This is a genomic window from Pedobacter sp. CAN_A7 (assembly GCF_015752175.1).
GTDB lineage: Bacteria > Bacteroidota > Bacteroidia > Sphingobacteriales > Sphingobacteriaceae > Pedobacter.
This window is the reverse complement of the sequence record NZ_JADOUW010000002.1, coordinates 329,057-352,538: the sequence shown is the minus strand read 5'-3', so window position 1 is coordinate 352,538 and position 23,482 is coordinate 329,057. Positions and strand designations below refer to the sequence as shown.

The following is a 23,482-nucleotide window of genomic DNA, read 5'->3' as shown; positions in this document are numbered from 1 at the left end:
AAGAAAATAGCGTAAAGCGAGACTCGCCACTGCACCTGGCTCCTAACAACTCCGGCACAATAACGCATCTGGTACGGGCTTTATACGGCCTTCGTACGGCATCACGCGTACGAAGGCCGTACTAAAGGCGTTCCTAACACGTCGCATCTCCGCTCTTGCCAGGAACCCTGGTCGACCAACAATCAACCCGGTACCGGCTTTTAGGAAATTCTTAGGAAGCGTTGTAAACGTTAAACTTTTGGTTTCTGATTGGCTGGCCTTTGATCGACAAGCTTTCGCCTTGATGATCACGTGTTGGTTTAATCACAAATGGAGTTTCTGTTTTCTCGAAAGTATCGAAAGCAATTTTCAGGCGATCAATATACGTATCGGCACCAACGCGCCATTTTTTATCGGCATACCAGAAATAAGCATAAACGTTTCTGGTAGATCCAGCAGTTTTGCCGTCTAATCTGCGAAATGCAGGATTTTGTTCTTTTAATGGAAGGACAGCGTTAAGGTAAAACTCTTTAAAATCTTTATATTCTGGGATGGTGCGTACTGTACTCATAATTAATTTTTGCGCAATTTACGGAATTTCCGATCGTCAAACCATAGGACCCATTCTATTTATCGCTGAAAAAACAGTGGATCCCAAAAGGTCGTTTTTATGGATTCCACGAAATTAGGCGTAAATTGCTTGCTGATGGAGTTAAACGACGTTAAAATAGTGTTAAAGAAGCCGATATTTCCGGTGTCAGCCCCTTTACAAAAATACCTGCGGGCTTACCAAAGGGATTCAAAACTGCCCATAACCTACGACGATTTGTTGCAGTTCAGTGAGTCATTTCCTATTATGGATAAAAGTGGGAAGGATTCCCTATGGGAAGGGCCCATCTATGCTAACGATCGTATTGAAGATATTCATAATGGCCTGAAGGTGATTTACGCTAATTTAAAGGCTTCCGGAAACCTGCGTATTGTGCAGCATAAATACATCGACAAAATTGAGTATTGCACCTTTGGCAATACGCATCCTTTCCGCATCAGGATTGTCAACCGCTTAAACGACGTCTACGATTATTTTTATGTGAAACGGGCAGATGCATCACGTATTTATGGACTCGAGCTGGAAGAAATATTATCGCCGAACCAGGTCAACTACCTGGTGGACCGCGAAACCTTAATTGAAGAGCATATTGCCGGTATTCCAGGCGATGTGTTTTCGAAAACCTACCTGCATAAACCAGAATATAACCCCACCCGTATTGCTAAAGAATTTGTGAAGTTTAATGAGCGATGCCTGGTGATGCTGCTTGGCGACATGCGTTCCTATAATTTTGTGATGCAGATTACCCCCGACTTTGATGATATCCAGTTTAGAATCCGCGCCATTGATTTTGATCAGCAGTTTTATGAAGGGAACATCAAGGTTTACCAGCCCCAGTTTTTTAAGGAGAATTTTCCTTATGTAAAAATGGGTATGGAGCAGCTAACGGATAAAACCTACCTCCAATATCAACAGGAAGAAAAATCGTCTATTTTGCACTGCGTGCGAAGCGAAAGGCATCGCCTGAAAGATTTAAGAGATGTTTCCAATACTGAGGTGCTTACCTCTGCAGAAAATATTGCCCAGCTAAAAGAAGGCATGGCCGCACATTTTGAAGATGAAAACTATCTGGCCTGCCAGACCATGACTGATATGATAGAATTGAACATTAAAAACATCATCAGGCAGGTAAAACTTTAAAGTTTTAATCTTTAAGGGTTTTTTCCTGTTTCATCCGAGCTAAAATGAAATCATAGCTGGCGTTGAGGTAGCTGTTTTTTTCCTGTTCATAGGCATAGCTTTGTTTGTAGAAATCACCGATCAGCAACCTGCCATTATTATATTGTGCCTGCACATTCTGGTAATTCTCTTGTGCCAAAATGAAGTTGTCCTTTGCGCGCGTGTATTTTTTCTCCGCAAGGGCTACCTCACGGCTTGCCGCCAGACCATCCAGTTTGTTTTTATGCTGCTGATCCTGGTATTCCAGCCGGTTCACTTGTTGCTGTAACTTCAACTGGCTAATTTTCTTTACCCGCTCTAAACCCTCCGTAAGGGGTATACGAAGGCCCACATTTACGAAGCTATTGCCGTTCCAATTGCGGCTTTTAAAGAGCTCAAAATTATTATCGAAGTAATTGCTTCCATAGTACCCCTGCACTGCTAATACAGGCAGAAAACCATTCTTTGTGCCCTTTAGCTGAACGTTAATCATTTGCTCCTCCTGGTCTAATCTTTTCAAGCTTAAACGCTGGCTGCTATCGGCCATTGCCACCCCTTGAAAAGAAGAAAATAAGGACTCGATGTCATCCGTAAATTCCAGCTTCACCTCCGCTTCGGGGTCGTAGCCCAAGTGGTAAAGAAGTTGGGCAGTGGCGTCCGCATTAATCTTTGTGGCTTCATCAAAATGACTTAAGGTCGTATTGCGATCTGCTTTTGCAAGGTTCAGTTCGGCCAGTAACAGACGTCCGGCATCAAACTGCTCCTGGGTCATGGTTACCATTTTAAACTTGGCAACTGTATCGGCAATGGCCAGTCGCAATTGCTCCTCAGCAATCAGTGCAGCAGCATAGGCTTTGCTCACTTCAAAATCAATGTCGTTTTCCAGCTGCTGTTGCTCGGTCACACTTTGTTCGGCCTGCAGTTTCGCTTCCTGTAATTCCTGCTTTTTCTGCGGATTAAATAAATCCACCTGTGCATTTAAACCTGTATTTGCTGTCCATTTGGTACTAAACCTTAAAGGCAAAAGTTCCCCTTCGGGTGCCGACGGATTAAAGGCATTGGCAGGCACCGGCGTTACTGGAATAATGAGGTTGCGCTGCAAGTTGAAATCGGCATAAACCTGAGGAATTCTTTTCCATTTTACCTGTGCAATGTTTTCCCTGGCAATTTGTGTATTCAGGTCGCCAGCCCGTAAACGCGGGTTTTGATGCAAGGCCATTTTCCGGGCTTCCCTTAAGCTTAAACGCAAGGTAACCGGGCTTTCCTGTGCCTTGATTATGATGGGCAGAAGCAACAAAAAAATAGCGTTGAGCAGGGTTAGTTTCATCAATGTATATTGTTTATAATAGGTATTGAAATCATCATGAGCTATTAAAAAATAGAGGCAGGTTCGAGTCTTTTAATTTTAAATACTGCAAACAAAGATCCACCTACTGACATAAACAGGGTAATCGCCAATAACAATAAGTTAAGCTGCAAGTCTAAATTTATAATCAAGCCGGCATTGGCAACGCCACTTTTAAATAGAAACAACAACAATACCGCCATGGCATAACCTGAAAATGCAAATAACAAGGCCTGCGTTAAAATCAGGCGGGTTACATAACCATTAGTGGCGCCAATGGCTTTTAAAGTGCCATAATCCACTAAGCGATCCAATGCCGATGAATACAAGGTAAGGCCTATGATAAAAAAACCACTAATGGTTGCAAAAATAATGAGTGAGCCAAAACTAACCCCCATATTGGAAGTCACCAGGATTTCAGATACCGTAGACTTCTTCAGTTCCGCTACGTCCCAGGCTTTAACGCCGTAAAATGTTTGATTGATCTGGTTGATGACGCTTTGTTTATCTGCCCCAGGTTTAATTTTTACCACCGCCACACTCACTTGGTCGGGCGACAAGCCCCCATAAAAGCGGGCATTTTTTAAACTGGTAAACATGAAATTGCCACCAAAACCCTGTGCATTTTTTGTGAGCACTTTTACCACCGCCGCTTTTTTATTAATCTCGAAGGCCTGACCACGGTGTAGGGCAACGCCTAAATCTTTGGCATTGAAAAACTCTGCAGCAATTGCATTATCCTGATGCAAGTCACTTAAGCTGCCTTCAATAATTTTAGCGGAATGAGGTCCGGCAATGAAAACGGGGCCATCGCTGCCCACCAGGTTCACGCCTGTGGTTTTGCCACCCGGAAAAGTAACACTGGTATTGGCAATGACCAGGCTATAACTGGTTGCTACCCCTTCTATACTTCGCAGCTCCTGTACAATGCGGGCATCAATTTTATTTAAAGCATTAACGTTTTGAGTCACCTCATCGATCACCCAAATGTCCTGTTCAGTGGTATTGGAATTCACAATCAAGCCAGTCATCAACACTGTTAAAAACCTGAGCGTACCCAGCTGTTGCCCGATCAGGAAAATACTGATCACAATGCCAACAAGGATTCCGATGCTTTTCGGCTTGTCGAATTTCATGAACTTATAGGCCGTTCCAATCATATTTATTTGATCTGTATGCTACACTCTACTTTAGCATTGATTAACAAGCCATATTCCTTATCAAGGACTACTTTAAAAGGCCTTACCCTGCGGTCGCTGGCTTCACCCGGTTCACCGTAAAATAAGGATTTGTTGGCCAGGATGGGTGATAAGTAACTGACCGTACCTCTAGCAATAACAGCCTGGCTACCCACTTCATTTACAGTAACCTGCTGGCCCAGCTTTACCCTGGTAGAAAACATCTCGTCAATTTCGCCATGCAAAATTAAGTCACCCGCCGGCGCAAGGGTAGCAAAAGGTGTTAAAGCGGTTAAAGCTGCACCAATTCTGGCATCCATGGTGACCAGAATACCGTCTTGTTTCGCCCGTATCAGCTCATCGCTGGCAGTAAGTCGCGCCTGTTGCTGTTGTTTCTTAAGGGTAGCAATTTCTGCGATACTGGCGGCTGCCTGGTTTCTGGCTGTTTCTAAATTGGCCTGAATCACCTCCAATTCTTTTTGCTGGGTGTTTAGGTTCTGGCGGGTATCGGCACCAGTGGCTACCAGTTTTTCCGTCACCTGAACTTCCGTTTGTTTCTGTTTTAAACTGGCCTGGTACTGCCTGATATTTGCCGCATCAGCCGCTGCGCGGGCCTGTTGCGTCAGGATTTGTTTAGCCAGTACGTCTGTTGCCAGCTGATCGTTTTGTAAATCTATTTTAAGGATGACCTCCCCTTTTTTCACCCTATCGCCTGCCTGTTTATACAACACAGCAACAATGCCCGATTGCGGCGCAGAAAGTTCCACCAGCCCAGCTTCAGGTTCTACTTTAGCAATGGCAGAAACACGGTTAATATTTTCTGGACGGCTTAAAGAATCCTTTTTTTCTGCCGCGGCCTGTTCAGCTACTTTTTTATCGCCGCCACAAGCCATTAAGAAAAGAGCACAGAGGTAGATGAAATATCTCATTTATAATCGTCTTCGTTTTTAAGTTTATCAGCAACCACCCCTTCTTCCACATAGACGATGCGGTCGGCAAAAGGCCGCAGCCGTAAATCGTGGGTAACCACTACAACAGCCTTGCCGCTTTTTGCAAGTGCCTTTAAATCCTCCATCACCAGGGCGGCACTTTTAGCATCGAGCGATGCCGTCGGCTCGTCACATAAAATGATGGCCGCATCAGTAACCAGCGCCCTGGCAATGGCCACCCGCTGTTTTTGTCCCCCGCTTAATTTCTTGGGCAGGTTCTTTTCGCGGTCGCCCATGTTCACTTTTTCCAAAGCCTGGCGCGCCAATTTAATGGCATTACTGGTGCTTTCGCCCCGGAGCAGCAAAGGTTGCATGACGTTCTCGAGTGCACTAAGCGGATTTAATAAATTGAAATGCTGGAACACAAAGCCGATATGGTTTAACCGGATATGAGCCAATTGCTTTTCAGAGTAACTTGTGATGTCCGATCCCTGGATAAACACTTTGCCCTCTGTTGGATAAATAACACAGCCGATTAAGGAAAGCAAAGTCGTTTTGCCCGAACCTGATGGGCCCATAATAAGCATGAGTTCACCATTATGAATATCAATAGAGGTGCTTTCCAGGGCCGTAATGGTGGTATCGCCCGTTTTGTAGACCTTTTTTGCTTGCTGAAGCGCGGCGACTACTTCCATGTTATTTCTTTAAAATCCCTTTTAAAACCTTCTTATTACCATCCACTTTTTCTGTTTGTTGTAAACCAAGGATCTCTGTGATGAGCGGATATACATGTATATTTTCAAAAGATTTAATCTTCATTCCGCTTTTAAATGCTGGTCCCCAGGCATAAAATGTGGCATGCATATCTTTTACCACTTTAGGATCAAAACCATGATAACCCATGCCTGGTTTACGTTGTGAAAATACTTTAGGCCATTCCGGCACCAGAAGGATATCACCAATCCGGTTCATCCTATCGTCTTTACTGCGGTAGTTATATTTACGCGGCACATTTTTCTTCAGGTATACCTTATAGTCTTTTTCCGTAACTTTCAATTGCTTATAAACCGGAATAATGTCCGCTTTGTTTTTTGCATGTAGATCAACCATGGTACCTGAGGTAGGAATAATAAATTTATCGGGATCAATGGCAGCCGGCAGTCCTATTGGATTTTCGCGGTCTACAGCAGTCATGCCATGATCAGAAACAAAAATAAAATTAACAGGTAGTCCGGTGGCTTTAACGGCCTCGGTTAACCTATAAATGGTAGCATCCACTTCTTTAACTGCAGCAATGGTTTGTGCGGCATCAGGACCATAGACATGGCCGGCGTGGTCAGGTTCAGAAAGGTAAAAAGTAATGAGGTGAGGCCGTTTTTCTTCTGGTAACTTTAACCAATTGATTACGGTTTGTATTTTTTGTTCCGAGGATATTTTTTCGGTATAGTTGTAATAATAAGATGGCCGAACGCCTTTAATGTCGGCTTCTGAACCTACCCAGAACATGCTGGCGGCTACCATTTGCTGTTGCTCTGCCAGTACCCATAATGGTGTACCACCATACCAGCTGCCATCGCGTACCTTTTCTTTGGCACCCATGCTGTATCGCTCTGCACGTTGTTTATCGTAAAAAGAATTGTTAACCAGTCCGTGGTGCGAAGGGTACATTCCGGTAACCAGCGTATAATGATTTGGAAAAGTAACAGAAGGGAAACTCGGTATCATGGATTCTGCCTGTACACCCTGACTGCTTAATGCCAATAAATTGGTAGCACCATACTTTTGGGCATAGTCATAACGGAAACCATCGGCAGAGATTAGGATTACATAAGGTTTTCCTTGTTGGGCCTTGGTATTCTGCGGGCCTGGTACCACCTGCTGCAACGTATCGGTTTGTGCGGTACTATAAAATGGAGCGGCAAGAACAAAGGCAAAAATCAGCCTGTTGACAAGAGAGGAAAAGTATAAACGCATGGAGGTAAAAACATTATTTTTTCACCTCAAAGGTAAATACTTTTCTTCCAGGAATTCCATTTTCAGCTACCCCTTCAATCACACCAATGTAATGACCAGTCTGATCGGAGGTATAGAAAGCAATATTTCCGTTACCCTGCGAATCGGTAGTCAGATTTGGCGACCAATACAGCAGGTTTCTAAAATCGGGGATGCGGCTGCTTTTCTGATCTGCAGTTTCATAAGCTGGTGAATAGAATTCGCGTTGCAGCTGCATGCCTTCGTAATCAATAACGATGGCCTTTGGATCAATTTCCATCCCTGCCAGGTCGTTTTTATAAGTGTTCAATTTGATGATCCCCTGCGAAACTGTAGGGCCCCAGTAATATTTATGGGTGACCAGATCCATGCTTTTAATCTTCAAAGGATCCAGTTGCATCACCTGATCCATATTGAAATAAGGAACACCATCAAGCAGCACCAGTGGATTGGCATCTAGAAAGCGCTTTTCGGAAACCACTTTCAACTGGTAACTTTTCCTGACCCTAAACACACTCACTTCAGGAACAAACTCCCTCAGCACTTCTTCTATGGTGGTAAAACGGGTATAATCATCTAGTTTATAAACCTTCGAAGGTTTGCCATAAAAGGCGGTACTGTCTATTCCCGGATTATAATAACGTCTTAGCTGATCGGCAGTAAAAGTGTTTCTCAATTGCATGCTTAAGCTATGCGACTGCAACAGGTCAAGCTGTGCCGGATTCACCTTAAATTCTGACAAGGGCGTGGCATTAAACTGCTCTGCAAATGGACTTTGAAGGACTACGGTTAAGTTGCTGTCTACCTGGTTGTTTGTTTGCAGTACAATTTCATTAGGTCCGTACAAATCCTTGGTATTAAAAAAAATACGCCCCGTGCTATCGCTATTGGCGCCATAAAATTGCACACGTTCGCCAATTACGCCAAGGTAAGCAACCTTATCTTTAACCGGTCCCCCCTCTGCATTGGTTAATTTTCCGGTAAGGAAATGCCCATGATATTCGGGTAGGAATTTAAATAATGGCTTTTGTCCCGAAAAGGCTTGGTCCCATTTAAACTGTCGCCAGCCCTGGGTAAGTAACAGGTGATCCATGGCTTCTTCGGTTTCCGTATATTCATTCTGGAAATAATAGGCTGGTGATTCCAGGTGGCCATTAATCGCGGAACCTAGCCATAAATAACTAACGATGTCTACCTGTTCTGCTTGCTGTAAATCGTCAAGCTGGTGGATGGATACGGAAAGATCAACCGCTTGTGCAAGGCCGGCTTCATTCAAGGCATTGAATTTAACCTTAACCTGCTGGCGGGTTTGGTATTGTGTTAAATCAGAAGCGGCTTCGATTTTTAACTTCCGCTCTGGTCGTTTAAAATACAAACGTTCTGCTACGGGTTGTCCCTTTCCATTAAACAAGGTTATATAAGATATACCATCCCTTAATTTCTTTTTATCGATGGCAAGGGTGGCGGTTCCAGCGTTTAATTGAAGGCGATCTGCTTTGGTCACTTCCTTACCATTATGAATAAACAGGTAAACCTCTTCCTGATCAGCAAGATTTGTGTTAACCTGAAGGTCAATTCTACTGGTTGTTGAACGTAGGCCTAAAACATACCCTTTATTTTTTACAGCAGGCAGATCTCTAACCAATAAATCACTGCCTTGACTGTTTACCAATGCCTTATAAGAACTGCCGGCAACTGGTGTAAAATAAAAGGATCCCATACCAAACTTCTTGGTTTCAAAAGTCGCTACCTGTTCATTACGATCATTGACGATCACACCATTGATGTTGATGCCTTTACCATGTGGATCAGTTGATTTAAATGCAACCCTGGAAGAAATGCCTGCCACCAGGTCACCGCCTTCAGGAAAAAACTGAAGGTAATTTTTGCCTTTTACTACTTTAGCATTTTCCGTCGCATTTAACGGGTTAACAATGGTAATTTGTTTTTCAAAAAAAACCTCCGGCCCAAAGTTCTTCATCCAGTTGGTATAAGCACGCAGTTTATAACGCCCATTTGCTGCGGTAACAGGTACGTATAAAGATCCGTTTCCACTCCCCGCCTTCATGGCAACTTTTGCCTGTAAAACTGCATTATTTTGTTGGTCTATGACATCAACATACACTACCCTACTGAACAAGCCCGATGCTGCAAGAGTGTCCCGTTGCTCATACACTTTAAACCACAACAGTTCGCCGGTTAGGTAAAATTCCTTATCGGTGTGAACATAGAGTTTTTCCTTCTGCGCTGTTTGATGATGAAGGTTAAACGCTTGCTGTATACTTTCTAATACCTGTGCCTGCCCCATAAAAGGGAGCATGCAGAACAAAAAAAATAGTAAACACAATTGATAACAGGGCTTATTCATATGCTAAATTCTTATTGCCAATATTCAGGCCTTTTGTTTGTTCCTCTGATAGTGCAATCTGCGCAAGCCGATGAAGCACCCAAATAACCAAGTAAGCCACCATTTTCAGGGTGATAAAAACCCTCCACAGGTATCTGGTTGATGACTTTTTCCCAATAGAGTTTTGGTGAAACACCCGGGTCCATGTCTTGTAGAAATACAGAATCTAAAGGGGCACAAGAAAAAGGATAGGCTGTTCGCCAGTCGGGCAGCTCCCGATCTGAAATAAATATTCTTTTCTGCTCTACAGTTCCTGCAGATAGGTATCCCAATACCGGCTCTGCTGGATTATCAATATTTTTAATATTACCTGTTAATTGTGACGGCTGGGCATCAAAAATAGACCCTAAACTTTCCGTATTCTTCTTCAGGGTTTGCCAGAAATCAAAAGCTTCCTTGGTTAAAGCATATTGCTTAACCAGAATACTGTATTTAGTCATCACTTTTTCTGAATCAGAGCGGATAAAGATTACCGGATTAAGGTGAATAACGTCTTTTTCTAATTTTTCTGAAGATCCAAGCACAATAGTACTGGCATTGTATTTACCCCAGCAGCGATAGATATCCTGGGTTTCTGGATCCCGGGAATTCATCCCACTTTCCTCAGCAATGATGGAGGAAGAATATTGCGCCGTAAATTGCCAGGTTTCTTCATATTCCCAGCGGTAGTAGACAGATTTTTTAGTGTCATCATGTGTATTGCTGTAAATCTGTACACCATCGTTTTTCACTGCCCAACTGATGCTGTCGATAAGTGGTGACCTTTTTGATTCTACAAAATCAGACAGGTAGCTGCTTCCTGCTGTGGTGGTAATGCGTAATCTGTATTTCTGATTTGGATCCAGGTTTAGAGGTGCCGCTCCATATACGCCACCTTTTAATTCGTTTAGGGGATAAGTCGCATTGTTCTCACTTTCTATAACCAGTTGCGCCTTTAGCTCCGGCTTTATAGTCCCTTTTTCAGAGATAGGAACGGTACGGCTCAACTTAATAATCGTTGAATCTTTTCCGGTATTAATAAATCCTTCTACTACCAAAAAGTTTGTATTAATGGTGTCTACAGGTGGTTCATATGGTTTTCTGCAGCTGACATATGCCAGAGCCAAGCAGAAGAACAAGCAGCCTATTTTTAAATAGCTCATAGGTTAAAATCTGATGTTGTAATTGATAAAAGGGATAGCATTAGCAAAAATAGAAAGCTGATAACCTTTAATGGCACCCCCTTCGTTGTCAAAATAAACTGAATAAACATTCTGACGGCCGGTTAGGTTATATACCCCAATGGTCCATGAATTATGCGTACGTTGGTGCACCTTATGATTGCCTTCAATATTGAGCGAAAAATCTGTTCTGAAGTAATCGGGTATGCGGTAAGCGTTACGATCAACATAATACACCCGTTCTGAACCTGCATAATAGTATTTGGCAATCGGCAGGGTAATTGGCCTTCCGGTGCTATATGTTACGTTAAGAGAGGTGCTAACACGGTGTGAAAACCTATAGTTTCCGGTAAAGTTGAAGGCATGCGGTTTATCGTAATTAGCCGGATAATAATCTCCTTTATTAATGGCTACCCCAACTGTAGGATCATCAAATTTCAAAAAGGTGCGGGAGTAGGTATAACTCATCCAGCCATTCAATTTTCCGGTGCTCTTTTTCACAAAGAACTCTACACCATAAGCTTTACCCTGGGTGTTAACCACATCCCTTTCAATGTTGTGGTTCATCACCAGGTTTGCCCCGCTTTTGTAATCCAGGTAATCCTTTAATTTTTTATAATAAACCTCTACCGATGTTTCTATGGTATTGTTTTTAAAGTTTTTGTATAAACCCAGGGATGCCTGGTTACCATATTGAGGTTTAATATTGGGATCACTCAATTTCCAGATATCTGTTGGCGCAATAGCCGTGGTATTTGACAACAGATGAATGTACTGTCGTAGTGTATTATAAGCTGCTTTTACAGAGAAGTTGTCAGTGAAATTATAACGGGCAGATAAACGGTATTCAGGGCCGTGATAAGTTTTGATCAGTGCATTGCTGCCAAAGCTAGTCGTATCGATCAGGTTAAGGTCTGTTTTAGGCAAGTTAGGTGCATAATTACTCACTGTATTTGGACCCAGGTAGTTAAATAGCGAATAACGAATACCGCCACTGACAGAGAATTTATCTGTGATGTCAAACTTATCACCGAAATAAAGGGCACTTTCCAGGGCCTGTTCGTCAGCTACTTTATCTGGTATTACTAAGGATTCGTTGCCTATAGGCTGAAAACTGCCGGGTTGAAGTTTATAGTAAATGCTGCTTAAACCGAAGTTTAAGGTATGCTTACTGTTCAGGTAATAGGTGAAGTCTGTTTTAAAGTTATACTGTTTAATGTTAAAACTCAGGTCGTAGGCATTAACCGGATTGAAATCGCTGTTGATATCATAGCCATAACGGTCGAAACCTGCTGAGGCCACCCCAATAAATTTATTGTTAAACATGCGTTTCCACTTGATGGATGCATTCTTGTTATTATAACCATATGTGGTATCGCTGTTAAGCTTAAACTTATCGGTACTGTAATACCCGGATAGGTAAATGTTGTTCTTTTCATTTACCTGATGACTAATACCTAAGTTAACATCAGTAAAAGAAGCCCTGCTGTTTTTGTAACTTTCAGGCAATAAATCCATTAACCAATTAGAATAGGTGGTTCTGCCGCCCAATATAAATGATGTTTTATTACTGTCTATCGGGCCTTCGATATTAAATCTGCTGGTGATTAACCCGATGCCGGCCGTACCTGTAAATTTCTTTTTATTGCCTTCACGATTGGTAACTTCCAGTACAGACGATAATCGTCCGCCGAACCGTTCCGGAATACTACTTTTAAACAACTGCACATCTTTGACGATATCAGGGTTAAAGGCAGAAAAGAAACCAAAGAAATGCGATGGGTTATATATGGTGGCGTCGTTAAGCAGAATAAGGTTTTGATCTGATGATCCACCCCTCACGTTAAAGCCAGAACTGGCTTCACCAACCGACTGCACGCCGGGAAGGGTTAAGACCACTTTCAGGATATCGGCTTCACCAAAGGCAGAAGGCACTTGTTTGATACTCCGGATATCCAGTTTGTTCACGCCCATTTCCAGGCTTTTTACATTGGCTACTTTTTCGGTCGAGATCTTTACTTCCCGAAGTGATAATATATGCTCCTGTAATTCGATGTTTAATTTGCCATCTGAATAGAGAATGATCTGTCGCCTGGTATCACGCAAATTAGCCGCTTTAATCAAGAGGCGATGAGGCCCACGTGGCAGGGTAATGGAGTAGAAACCAAATGCCCCGGAAGTAGCACTTATTTTGGAATCAACGACAAAGATATTTGCACCGATCACAGGTTCGCCCGATTTCATATCGCGCAGGTATCCGGCCATAGTGGCCTGTCCGGCGTTGATGGTATTGGTTTTTAGACCGACTTCATACACCTTATTCTCAATGGTCGCTTCTGGAACGGCATCATCCTTTTGATTATAATAAGCAGTCTCCACTACTTTTTCGGGCTTTTGGCTCCCATCCTGATGTGGGTAATATGCAGAAGCCAGCGCTGTGTTGATGGCTTTACCTTTAGTTAGGAACACCTCCTTATTTTTACTAATGGCAAAAAAATAAACACCCTTTGGCAATGCTTGTTCCAGGATATGTGGTAATGACTTTTGATTAGCACTGAGACTCACCCGGAGGCTGTCCATTACCGCTGGGTCATAGTAAAACTGATAGCCGGTTTTCCCTTCCAGGTCATTAACCACCTCCTTTAGTGGAGCCTGCTGATAATTGACACTGATATACAGGCTGTCTGTTTGCTGGGCAAAAAGGATTTGTACAGGTAAAAAGAGGAGCAGAAAGAGCAATAATTTAATTGACTTCATATCAATTGGATAGGTTATCATAGGAAGTAGCTAAAAGCACCAGGGCACGCTCTGGTTCTTTACGGAAAATGATATCAGCATCTTTTAACACCCGTTGCAATTGACTTTTTCTTTCTTTAAATAGTTTCATAAAAGCCTTTTTACTGCCAACGTTATAATATTGCTGATCCTTTTTTAAATAATACTTGTTGTGGTCCCTAAAAACATTTTTAAGCTCCTGAATACTCGATTCTTCTTTCAATTCCCTTGATCTTTTAACCAGGATCTTCAACTTACCATTGTAAACCTGATCGTAGAACCCTGAATTCAAGGAAGTACCCGCGCTGTTCTGTACAATTCGTACGAAATGGTGCCCTAGCATGTCAAATTCGCTTACCTTTTCACTTATAAAGCTGTATTTTGAAAAACCGTCATGAAATAAGCTTACCACCAGATCTTTATGCATATCATACATCAAAGGGACGTTGCGGTAGACAAAGCCATCATAATGAATGGTACCATTAGTAAAGAAAGTAGCATCCTGAAAAAAAGCACTTCCTTCTATAGACGGATGATAAAACTCAAAATCTCTTCCGTTGTAGACACCGGATTGTTGACCTATAGATTTCTCGAAGTTGTTTTGCTGGGCGCTGGCCGAAGTGCAGAGAAACATCAACATCAATCCAAGCTTAAAAACAGTAATTAACACTTTGTGCATAGTTTGAGGCGAGAGAAGAAATACTTAGTTAATTTATACTGAGGGAAATACGTAAAAGTGAAATTACTTGTTTATTTGACTTGAATCTAATGGTATCATAAATATTACCAGAATACGGCGTTAATATTATACTATAGCAAAGCTACCCACGTTAGCCGATTTTGAATATGACAAAGTACCGGTTAATTTTATCCATAGGGCTGTTGTTTTCCTTGCCTATATATGGCCAGGTTGTGTTGCAGGATGAACCCATACCGCTAACACCTACAGGCTTTTATATTTCAGCTGTGGAGGATGAGCGAAACCATAAGTTATCTATCCTGGGTAAGGACCTGCAGGGTGGAAGTGCGGTATCATTATACAGGTATCTTCAGCGGAACCTACCCCGGCAGGAGGCAAAACGGCCTGTAATCATTAAAATTAAGGAGCTTGCCTTAACCGAAACCAACAAAAAAGATGGCCGCCTGGATGGACAGGTTCAATTACAGTTGTCGTTCGGGCTCGAAAAAGATTATGGATTTGAACACCTGGTTGATTACCGGGGTGGATTAAAGTATAATAAGAACCAGGGTGACAAAACAAGCGTGGAGCGTTATATACGACCATTAATCACTGCATCATTAACTTATTTTAACGATTGGGTGAAGGATAACGAGCCTGTAAATCGAAAACTGGCTACTGCGGTAAGGTTCAACTTTACCGATTATACCGAAGTCCCTGAAGGAGACACTATATATTACTCGCGGAAGCGTCCTTTAACCTTTAAAGATTTCCAATCACGAAACAGACCCATCGCTAAGTATAGTGCAGTAGTTTTTCCGAGTATTGGTTATGAACATGAGGCAAAAATAGTAAAAGGTGTTATCCTGGTAGACATCGCGATGAAAGCTTTCCTGCCAAAGAGTGCCGCCTGGGTAAATGTGGGCAATAAAGATGATTATACGCTAAACCATGAGCAAAGGCACTTTGACATTGCAAAAATCATTGCCGATCAATTTAAGCAGAAGGTGCAAAACGCCAAACTCACGCCAGATACGTTTGAAGGTTTTATGACCATGCAGTACCTGGATTCTTTAAGAGATCTACACACCATGCAAACCGCCTATGATCAGGAGACCAGCCATGGCATGAACCGCTTGGTGCAGGAAAGGTGGAATTCGAAAATTGATCAATTGCTGGAATAAACAAATGCTTTGTTTTGTAATCAATATGCTAATTTAGCGCTTCGTAAAATACGGACATCAAACATGGCTACAAGAGAAAACGACCTGTTACGAAGAAAGATCTATACCGTGGTCTTCAGATCGGATACGCCATCGGGTAAATTATTCGACATCATTCTACTGATGCTCATCCTGTTAAGTATCGCAAGTGTTTTTATGGAGAGTGTGGCGAAGATTCGTGATGCCTATGGCCCATATATTGTCTTTGCAGAATGGATTTTTACCGGGTGTTTTACGCTGGAATATGCCTTACGCATTTATAGCAGCCATAAACCCTTCAAGTACATGTTTAGCTTTTTAGGGATTATTGATTTACTCGCTATTTTACCCACGTATTTAAGTTTATTACTTACAGGCACGCAGTATCTGGTCGTTATTCGTGCTTTTAGGTTATTAAGGGTATTCCGGATCCTTAAACTCAACAGGTTCATGTCTGAAGGTCATATTTTAAGCAATGCCCTCAAAGCTAGTTTGCATAAGATCACGGTGTTTGTAGCGAGCGTAGTTACCTTGGTTACTATTATAGGAACATTAATGTATATCATTGAAGGAAATGCCAGCGGATTTACCAGCATTCCGGTCTCCATTTACTGGGCTATTGTCACCATTACCACGGTAGGCTATGGCGATATCTCACCCCAAAGCCCTTTAGGGCAGTTCCTGGCGAGCATCCTCATGGTGATTGGTTATGGCATTATTGCGGTACCTACTGGAATCGTATCGGTAGAAATGGCAAGGGCGACTGAAGAGGCAAAGGCCAAATGCCCATCCTGCCAGGCCGCCATACATAGTATACGCGATAAGTTCTGTTCAAACTGCGGCAAAACCCTTATTTAAGCTGGCTTAGCGCTTCTTCAATATAACTTATTCCTTTGGGCGAATAAGTCAAGGTTAAGGCAAACTGATGGCCGGTCTGGTCCATCTTCAATAAAGATTTTCTTAATATATTAACTACTTTTTCCTGATCATGTAGTGGATGGAAGTCTTCATATTGAAAAGCTAAAAATACCAGACAAAGTGCATTCTCCATGGTCTGCACTTCGTCATCCACCTTTATCTTTTTCTTGAGAATAATTTCCTGCACCCTGTTGATCTCCTGCTCCTCATAACCAGCGTCTTTAAGCATCTCGCTAGCCATTTGAGCATGGTAATGAGCAAGGTCACGTCGCCATTTCAGGTAGGGCTCCCTTCCAGGTGCATAGCTATCACGCGGAATTTCCCATCTCCCTATGTGCTGACATCGGGAAGCGAGTAATAGTGCCTCACTGGCATCTGGTTTAATTTTCAACACCCATTCATGTAATTTCAAAGCCAGAAAATATTCCCTGGGATAGGTTTCACCTTCCCATACGATAGTATGAGGATCCTTTTGATTATGGGCATCAAATTTTTCAAAGGCTATCGCCTGTTTGTTGGTTTTTTCCATGCGCTTTGCTTTTATAGGCTTTAAATCCAGTCGGGAATAACATACCTGCAAAGTATCAAATAAGTTTAATGCTTAGCGCTTGTACTTAAAGAAATTTTTTCCGTGTTTGATCATGATGTAAACAGGGATCGTTAATGCGATCCAAGATAAAATATGCCATATTCCCGTACCTAAAATAGCTAATATCAGGCCCATGAGTGTAATCACGGCCATCCAGATGGGCATGCCCCAAAGCTTAAGGAAATCGTTATTTTTAGTTGACATGTTCTGGATTCTTTGATAAGGCCATAGACTCGTTACTTTCTAAAAATCGCGCTAATTGCGCTGCTTTAGCTTTACGGCGGGCAAACCACAGGTAAAGGCCTGAAATTAGCACGATGATTGCCGCGATATCAAAAACCGCCCAAAGAATTTTTAAAGGAATGCCACCATAATCGCCAAAATGGAAAGGTTGCGAGATATAAATGGTGTTTAAATACCAGGGAAGTGGCCTCATATCGGTGAGTTCGCCTGTACGTGCATCGATTAGTGCCGGTTGAATAATCCTGGAGGTTAGTGGTGTTGTTCCAATCATGTACACCGCATAATGGTGTTTACTAGAATATAAAGTACCCGGGTAGGCTATAAAAGACACGTCCAAATCAGGGGCAGCTTTTTTTGCCTGATCTACGGCATCCTCAATGGAAGCAAGGCTACCTTTTGCTGCAGGTTTATCTTTGTATTCGGCTACCATTTCTGCCAGCTGACCAGCCCTCCATAACTCCATAGCCGGATCGGCAAGGGTATTAATTACACCTGTTAATCCCACTACAGTAACCCAGGCCAGGGTAACCATGCCCAGCATATTGTGCATATCCAGCCAACGAAGTCGGTTAGACTTTTCGGTACGTATCATGCCGAAATTAAAACGTTTCATGATGGGTGCATACAACACCACGCCAGAAACAATAGCAAGCACATATAAAATACCCATTAAACCGAGAAATAGCTTCCCCGGTAATCCAGCCAGCATCTCTACATGCAGGTAGTACATGACTAGCATAAAATTTAATTCATTGGGTATAGCATCCAGCACTTTAGCCGTACGCACATCCATGGTAAGGTAATGATCCTCTTCTATGGGCGCTTCAGTTGAATCGGCCAGGGTAAGGAACATTTGGTTTGGGTGTTCTTTCACATCCCAAAAAATATATTTAATTACTTTACCAGGCTTCTCCTCCAGGGCTGCCTGTAAAATGACATCTTTATTTAAACTTGTAGTAACCCCCGGAATAGCTGGAGGCTCTGTTCCAGCTCCAAAATAATCATCAATTTCATGGGTAAAGATCAGCGGTAATCCAGTGATGCACAACATCAACAAAAAGATGGTACAAATCAGGCTTGACCATTTATGAATATTAAACCATTGTTTAATTGTTTGTGCGCTCATCATCATTAAAAACTACAGGTCAGATCTCAGCTATTTTTATCAGCCGTCGGTTGCGAATGTAGTTATTTAAAATCATTCTAAACATAAATAGTGATATTTTTTTAATCAAACCTCTTATTAACAATATATTATAAAACTAAATTTTAAGACTTATTAATAATTTCTATTTGGATTAATTCTAATTAGAAATAAAAAGTGTAATATTGCATGCCGGAAAAACTGTCAATCCGGTCAAATGGCTTCACCAATAAAACATGGCTTTTATCTACTACCCTTTGAAATTTAAGTTAAGCAAAACCGCTGTTTCTTCTCTATTATTTACCTTGTTCATGTTGTTTACATTCCTGTCACATGCTCAGGATTTGAATGGAACTGTTTCTGGAAAAATAACAGATCAAGAAAACAATATCCTGGAAAATGCGACAGTTAGCTTAAGAGGTACTTCTACTAACGTCATGACAAATGCTGCCGGCGAATTCTCCATTTCCGCATCAGCTGGAAATTATGAGCTTTGGATTAGCCTTGTTGGACACCAAAGAAAAAGCATGAAGGTTACCTTAGTACAGGGAAAAACCCTTTCGCTAGGCACCATCGCCCTGGTAAACAACGATAATGACCTTAAGGAACTTCATGTGGAAGGAAAAACACAAGTCAAAACACAGAAAGAACAAGCCTTTAACGTTAATGTGATCGATGCCAAACAGCTGTATAATACCTCAGCTGATTTAAACCTGGCTTTAAATAAAACTTCAGGTGTTCGCATTAGGGAAGATGGCGGTGTAGGTTCCAATTTCAGTTTTTCATTAAACGGATTCTCCGGCAAACAGGTGAAGTTCTTTTTGGATGGCATTCCAATGGATAATTTTGGATCATCCCTTGCCCTCAACAATTTTCCTGTCAACATGGCCGAAAGGGTTGAAGTTTACAAAGGTGTGCTGCCCATCAGCCTAGGTGCCGATGCGCTTGGCGGAGCCATCAATGTGGTGACTCGCAGCAACCCAAACTTTACAGATTTTTCTTATGGATATGGATCGTTTAATACGCATAAAGCCTCTTTAAACCACGCCTACACTCATGCTAAAACAGGCTTTACGGTACATACCAACGCTTTTTACAATTTCTCCGACAACAATTATAAAGTTAACATCAGTCCGATCGCTTTAACAGGACCTCAGGCCGGACAAAAAGGACCGGAACAAGAAGTTAACCGCTTCCATGATGGCTACGAATCGGCCACTGTGCAGTTGGAATTAGGCGTAACCGGAAAAAAATATGCCGACAAATTGTTGTTTGGTGTCATTGCCTCAGGTAACGAACGTGATATTCAAACTGGGGTAACCATGGACCAGGTTTTTGGGGGAAGAACTGCTGAATCCAGTTCTGTGATACCTACCTTAAAATACAAAAAAGCCAACTTGTTTATCGAGGGATTAGACCTTAGCTTATACACAGCCTATAACATGGGCCAGAATAAGTTTATTGATACTACACGGTTAAAATATAACTGGTTGCAGGAGACCATTCCGACGAGCGCTGCTGAATTAACCCGTTCGCAGCTTAAGAATAAGGACAAGGAAGGCTTATTTACAGCGAACCTTGCTTATCAACTTCAGGAAAACCATGCTTTGTCGTTTAACTACGTGATGACCGATTTCAGAAGGAAATCAAGCGATGTAGAAGATCCGCAAAACGTGACCTTCTTATACCCGCAGCAACTGAACAAACAGGTGATGGGCTTGGCCTGGCAGGCCACTTACGACAATTTTACAGCAACCGCATTTTCAAAACTATACCTGCTGGATGTAAGTTCTTTTGAACGCGTGTCAAATGGAACGACTGTAGCTACTTATCAGGCATTATCGACCAACACCAGCAAAATGGGTTATGGTGTTGCAGGAGCTTATTTTATTTTACCTAAACTACAGGCTAAAGCTTCTTATGAGCATACCTACCGCATGCCTGAGGCTGTTGAGCTATTGGGCGATGGTTTATATACCCGTAGAAATTCGGCCTTAAAACCAGAAAGCAGCAACAATATTAACCTTGGTGCCCTATACTCCTTTAACCTGCAGAATGATCATCAATTTGGTGTAGAAGCCAGTTATATTTTTAGGAATGCAGAAGACTATATCCGTTTAGACCAGGCACAGGCGCAACCGATCGACAGGCAATACATCAATATTGGTGATGTACGCACCAATGGTGTGGAAGGTGAAATCAGGTACGCCTGGAAAAACAAAATCCATGCAAGCATCAATTTAACCTACCAGAATATCCTGGATAAAGAAAAATTTCTAACCAGCACTAATCTTACCGGAACCACTGTTTCACCGAACCTAGGTTATGGCTATCGGATTCCGAACATGCCTTATTTATTTGGTAATGCCGATCTGGGTTATACGTTTAACGAAGTTGGCGCTGGCAAAAATGCATTAAGCCTTAATTACAGCTTAAACTACGTGGAGAAATATTATTTAACACCTAACCACCTTGGCCAAAATAACCAGGATGATATTCCCAGACAAATTGCCCACAACATCATGGCCAACTACGCTGTACAGCAAGGAAAATATAACATCTCGCTGGAATGCAGAAACCTGGCCGATAACGACCTGTTTGACAGCTATAGACTTCAAAAGCCAGGTCGTTCCGTATTCTTAAAACTCAGGTATTTCATCAATAAATAACAGTTAATACATCCCCTATGAAAACGATAAAAAATCTACTTAAAACCACGCTCTTTGCAGGCCTGGCCATCACTGCAGTATCCTGCAGCAAAAATGAAAATAACCCTAACCCGGTTGGTGGCGACAAAGTTTATGCCTTAGGTATTGGCGTAACCACCTCGACAGCAACCACCAATTATGTGGTGCAGGCAAGTGATTTGATGAATGGAAAAATCACTGTGTCTGGAAATGGCCTTCTGCAAATTGGTTACCGTGATTATGCTTTTGGCGGATCTACCTTTTACAGCATCGGCGGATTGGGTGTTACTGATGTGAATACAATGACACTTGACGCTACAAACAAATTGGCTACCAAAACCGGGTTGACCTTTGATATCGCAAACGATCAATTCATCGATGTAGACGGCACCGGAAAAACAATGTTAGGAATTTCTAGCCCATCAAGTCCAACCGTAGGTCTGAATGCTAAGTTTTATACGGTGGACATCGCTTCAAATACGGTGACCACCAGAGGAGAAGTTCCAATGAACAGCATCCACCCAAGCAAGCAGGATTGGCTTTTCAGCTCAGGCATGCAGGTTCGTGGTGGTCAGTTGTTCCAAACCTATTACCCGGTGAACTACACCACTTACGATACTAAAAATACGGACACCAACTACGTAGCGATTTATAGCTACCCAAGCTTTAAATTAGAGAAAGTAATTAAAGATACCCGTACTGGCCCTTCAGGCGCTTTTAATACCCGTTCTGGTCTTTTCAAAACAGAAAGTGGCGACCTATACACCATATCTAACAGCAGTTACGCCAATGGTTACAGCCAGTCGACTAAACCAGCTGGGATCTTAAAAATCAATGCTGGAACGACTGAATTCGATAAAGACTATTACTTCAATACTGATGCAGCGGCTAACGGTGGTAAAATTGCCCATGCCATTTACATTGGCAATGGGAAATTATTTGCAGCAGTCACTACGGTTGCTCCTACTCTTGCCGATAAATGGGCGGACAACAATTTAAGGTATGCCATTGTAGATTTAAACACAAAAACAATCACACGAATAGCTAATGCACCCGTATTTAAAGGTGAGGGCGCAAGAAGCTTTGCTGCACTATTAGACGAAGGTAAAATATACACTGCAATTACCTTAAATGGGGTAACCAATATCTACCAAACTGATATCGCTACGGCTACAGCAACTAAAGGTGCTGAAATTGAAGGTTCATTCCTTGGTGGTATTGCAAGATTAAAATAAGCACTATTTATAAGATATGATCGGTTACCGCAAAAAGAAGAAACACCCCCGATCGCTATTCTACAGAATATCAGCCTGGCTACATTTGTGGCTAGGCTTGATTTCTGGAATCATTATCGTTATTGTAAGTCTGACTGGCGCGATCTTAACCTTTGAACAAGAGCTCCGGGTATTATTTCAGCCCTACCAAACGGTTAAAGAAGAAAACCGCCCCTTTTTACCTCCCTCGCAGCTAAGCGAAAAGGTAAAACAACGATATAACCTGCCTTCTGTTGCCGGTGTATTCTACCAGGGAGCAGGCCGCAGCGCTGTGGTTCCTTATTACGGCGACCGTAAAAACCTGGTGGTTGTTTACGTTAACCCTTATACGGCCGATATACTTCATTACCAGCGTCTAAACGACGATTTCTACCGCATCATGGTAGAAGGACACTATCAGCTATGGCTACCACGCCCTATTGGGAAACCAATTGTGGCCTATGCTACCCTTATTTTTGTGCTGCTGCTCATCTCCGGCTTGGTGTTATGGTGGCCAAAGAGGTGGACCAAAACATCAAGGGAAGCCAGTTTCTATATTAAATTTAAGGCCCGGTTTAGAAGATTGAATTACGACTTACACAATGTACTCGGTTTTTATTCCTTGATTATTGCCCTCGTTTTAGGCCTTACAGGTATGGTGTATGGCATGACTTGGTTTTATGATGCTACTTATTATGTAGGCTCCGGAGGAGAAAAACAAAGTTCTGAAAGAGCGGTATCTGATACTACCCTGACCCAGGTACACCTGCTTCCCGAACAGGATATTTTATACCAGAACCTGGTGAACAAAGGCACAAACATCAAAGCACAAATTCTAAGTGTTTCCTACACCTTCGGTAAAGCCGGCACCTGGGGCATAGGCCTTAACCCAAAGCCTGGCACACGTTACCTGGAAAGATACCAGTACTATGAACAACGGTCGTTAAAGCCTCTGGTTAGTCCCCCTGAATTTTCCGCAGCCAACGGCGGTGATCAATTGCTTCGCCTAAATTATGATTTGCATGTAGGTTCCATTGGCGGCATCTGGACAAAGATTATTGCTTTTATCGTTTGTATAATCTGTACCAGCTTGCCTATCACAGGCTTCATCATCTGGATCAAGAAAAAGAACAAGTTTAAGTTTTAAAAGCACCTGCTAGCTCATAAATAGGCTTGCTTCATGCCCACCTGACAAAGCTGCCCCTCGTATCAACTTATTAATTGACACGATATT

19 protein-coding genes are annotated in these 23,482 nt (G+C 42.3%); 6 read left to right on the top strand and 13 right to left on the bottom strand.

Annotated features, from left to right (window positions below; all coding sequences use genetic code 11):
* Positions 1-211: 211 nt before the first annotated feature.
* Positions 212-550, bottom strand: coding sequence for a hypothetical protein (locus IWX76_RS07670; RefSeq protein WP_196859320.1), 339 nt, complete (start codon positions 548-550; stop codon positions 212-214).
* Between the two features lie 135 nt (positions 551-685).
* On the opposite strand from IWX76_RS07670, the gene IWX76_RS07665 reads away from it, so the two are divergent.
* Positions 686-1,729: a hypothetical protein gene (locus IWX76_RS07665; protein ID WP_196860028.1), complete on the top strand. Its 1,044-nt coding sequence runs from the start codon at positions 686-688 to the stop codon at positions 1,727-1,729.
* A gap of 4 nt (positions 1,730-1,733) precedes the next feature.
* On the opposite strand, the gene IWX76_RS07660 is transcribed toward IWX76_RS07665, so the two are convergent.
* Genes IWX76_RS07660 through IWX76_RS07620 form a run of 9 tightly spaced genes read right to left on the bottom strand, consistent with a single transcriptional unit; the run spans position 1,734 to position 14,212 of the window.
* Positions 1,734-3,074, bottom strand: a complete 1,341-nt coding sequence (locus tag IWX76_RS07660; RefSeq protein ID WP_334641767.1) for a TolC family protein — start codon at positions 3,072-3,074, stop codon at positions 1,734-1,736.
* A gap of 44 nt (positions 3,075-3,118) precedes the next feature.
* Positions 3,119-4,228 carry an ABC transporter permease gene (locus IWX76_RS07655; protein ID WP_196859318.1) on the bottom strand — a complete coding sequence of 370 codons (1,110 nt, stop codon included), beginning with the start codon at positions 4,226-4,228 and terminating at the stop codon, positions 3,119-3,121.
* A 26-nt stretch (positions 4,229-4,254) separates the two neighbouring features.
* Positions 4,255-5,199 (bottom strand): HlyD family secretion protein, encoded by a 945-nt coding sequence (locus tag IWX76_RS07650; RefSeq protein ID WP_196859317.1) that lies wholly within the window; start codon positions 5,197-5,199, stop codon positions 4,255-4,257.
* Entirely contained in the window at positions 5,196-5,894 is a 699-nt protein-coding gene (locus IWX76_RS07645) for an ABC transporter ATP-binding protein (RefSeq protein WP_196859316.1), read from the bottom strand. Before IWX76_RS07645 ends, IWX76_RS07650 begins: the two co-directional genes overlap by 4 nt.
* A 1-nt stretch (position 5,895) precedes the next feature.
* Positions 5,896-7,173: an alkaline phosphatase family protein gene (locus IWX76_RS07640; RefSeq protein ID WP_196859315.1), complete on the bottom strand. Its 1,278-nt coding sequence runs from the start codon at positions 7,171-7,173 to the stop codon at positions 5,896-5,898.
* Positions 7,174-7,186: 13 nt separating this feature from the next.
* Positions 7,187-9,511, bottom strand: a complete 2,325-nt coding sequence (locus tag IWX76_RS07635; RefSeq protein WP_196859314.1) for a hypothetical protein — start codon at positions 9,509-9,511, stop codon at positions 7,187-7,189.
* Between the two features lie 59 nt (positions 9,512-9,570).
* Positions 9,571-10,740, bottom strand: a complete 1,170-nt coding sequence (locus IWX76_RS07630) for a DUF4249 domain-containing protein (protein WP_196859313.1) — start codon at positions 10,738-10,740, stop codon at positions 9,571-9,573.
* 3 nt (positions 10,741-10,743) lie between these two features.
* A complete protein-coding gene (locus IWX76_RS07625; protein WP_196859312.1) occupies positions 10,744-13,515 on the bottom strand; it encodes a TonB-dependent receptor in 2,772 nt (923 codons plus the stop codon).
* Between the two features lies 1 nt (position 13,516).
* Positions 13,517-14,212, bottom strand: coding sequence for a hypothetical protein (locus IWX76_RS07620; protein WP_196859311.1), 696 nt, complete (start codon positions 14,210-14,212; stop codon positions 13,517-13,519).
* A 167-nt stretch (positions 14,213-14,379) separates the two neighbouring features.
* On the opposite strand from IWX76_RS07620, the gene IWX76_RS07615 reads away from it, so the two are divergent.
* The gene (locus tag IWX76_RS07615; protein WP_196859310.1) at positions 14,380-15,396 is read left to right on the top strand and encodes a hypothetical protein; all 1,017 of its coding nucleotides are present in this window, start codon (positions 14,380-14,382) and stop codon (positions 15,394-15,396) included.
* 63 nt (positions 15,397-15,459) lie between these two features.
* Complete coding sequence (locus tag IWX76_RS07610) at positions 15,460-16,272, top strand: ion transporter (protein ID WP_196859309.1); 813 nt, start codon at positions 15,460-15,462, stop codon at positions 16,270-16,272.
* Here the strand turns inward: IWX76_RS07610 and IWX76_RS07605 are convergent.
* The 3 genes from IWX76_RS07605 to IWX76_RS07595 all read right to left on the bottom strand — a co-directional run bounded on the left by IWX76_RS07605 (position 16,265) and on the right by IWX76_RS07595 (position 18,296).
* On the bottom strand, positions 16,265-16,861 hold the full coding sequence (locus tag IWX76_RS07605; RefSeq protein WP_196859308.1) for a DUF4202 domain-containing protein: 597 nt from the start codon (positions 16,859-16,861) through the stop codon (positions 16,265-16,267). The two genes, IWX76_RS07610 and IWX76_RS07605, sit on opposite strands and share 8 nt — an antisense overlap.
* Before the next feature lie 72 nt (positions 16,862-16,933).
* The gene (locus IWX76_RS07600) at positions 16,934-17,125 is read right to left on the bottom strand and encodes a hypothetical protein (protein ID WP_196859307.1); all 192 of its coding nucleotides are present in this window, start codon (positions 17,123-17,125) and stop codon (positions 16,934-16,936) included.
* A complete protein-coding gene (locus tag IWX76_RS07595) occupies positions 17,115-18,296 on the bottom strand; it encodes a PepSY-associated TM helix domain-containing protein (RefSeq protein WP_334641465.1) in 1,182 nt (393 codons plus the stop codon). Before IWX76_RS07595 ends, IWX76_RS07600 begins: the two co-directional genes overlap by 11 nt.
* 248 nt (positions 18,297-18,544) lie before the next feature.
* Between IWX76_RS07595 and IWX76_RS07590 the strand changes: the two genes are divergently transcribed.
* From IWX76_RS07590 to IWX76_RS07580, 3 genes are read left to right on the top strand one after another with little or no spacing between them, the layout of a single operon-like run.
* Positions 18,545-20,977 (top strand): TonB-dependent receptor, encoded by a 2,433-nt coding sequence (locus tag IWX76_RS07590; protein WP_196859306.1) that lies wholly within the window; start codon positions 18,545-18,547, stop codon positions 20,975-20,977.
* A gap of 17 nt (positions 20,978-20,994) precedes the next feature.
* Positions 20,995-22,230: a DUF4374 domain-containing protein gene (locus tag IWX76_RS07585; protein ID WP_196859305.1), complete on the top strand. Its 1,236-nt coding sequence runs from the start codon at positions 20,995-20,997 to the stop codon at positions 22,228-22,230.
* 16 nt (positions 22,231-22,246) lie between these two features.
* Entirely contained in the window at positions 22,247-23,395 is a 1,149-nt protein-coding gene (locus IWX76_RS07580) for a PepSY-associated TM helix domain-containing protein (RefSeq protein WP_196859304.1), read from the top strand.
* Positions 23,396-23,482: the final 87 nt, after the last annotated feature.